2 protein-coding genes are annotated in these 771 nt (G+C 58.1%); both read right to left on the reverse strand.

Annotated elements, in window-relative coordinates; translation table 11 throughout:
- Positions 1-500, reverse strand: a 500-nt coding sequence (locus tag FE784_RS40575) for a hypothetical protein (protein ID WP_218103898.1), incomplete at its 3' end; no start/stop codon positions are given.
- Positions 501-528: 28 nt separating this feature from the next.
- Positions 529-771 (reverse strand): hypothetical protein (locus tag FE784_RS41510; protein WP_176706885.1); only part of this gene is annotated, 243 nt, incomplete at its 5' end.

The raw sequence follows: 771 nt of genomic DNA on the forward strand, positions 1-771 counted from the left end.
CGGAAATCCCCTATTCCGTTATGCACAACCTCGAATCGGCCTTTGTACCCGCCGTCTATATACCGCATATCCCGACTGTTTGCGCTCTTTGCCCATCTGGCTTCTTTTCCGCCGGCGGGGTTGTGAACGGTTCCTCCGTTATCGGTTTTCGTACTGTCCGCGTTCCAACGGACCAGCTTCCCTCCGCCGTCGCCGCTCCGGTTATACCCGCCGACGTAGACAAGCTGTCCTTGCTTGAGCGAATCGGGCGAGATGGCCAGCAGCTCGCTTATGTTGGCTACCTGCAGCATCGAACGCCCCCCGTCAGCCTCTTCGGACGATGCGCCGTCCGCATACGAGAGCTTCGCTCCGACTGCGGCACTGCCGGCAAGCACGGCTCCGCCCATGCCGAGCGTTATCAGCAAGCTTCTTCTGCTGACTTCCTTCCGCGCTTCTTCCGATCGCTCGACCGGGCCGGCTCCGTCCGCTTCATCCCGTATTCCCTTGTATTTATCGAACATTCGTCAACGGCTCCTTTCATCGAGAGGCTTAAATCGTAACATTTCCGACGCTGTGCTTGATCGTACCCGTCTCTGCGGGCAGAGCTGCCCGGTCTACGCCTTCTTCAATAAGAGCGGTCATGAACAAATAATTGCTTCCGCCGAAGCCGCCGTTCGATACGACATATTTGCCCCCTTTAAACCGCGAGCGCATAGCCTTCAGCTTGTGAGAGCCGCCCTCGATATGGAAATGCGCCGTATTCGCATCCGCGGCCGTGCTCGTCACATCGCC

It is taken from the genome of Paenibacillus hemerocallicola (assembly GCF_006265175.1).
Lineage (GTDB): Bacteria > Bacillota > Bacilli > Paenibacillales > NBRC-103111 > Paenibacillus_AB > Paenibacillus_AB hemerocallicola.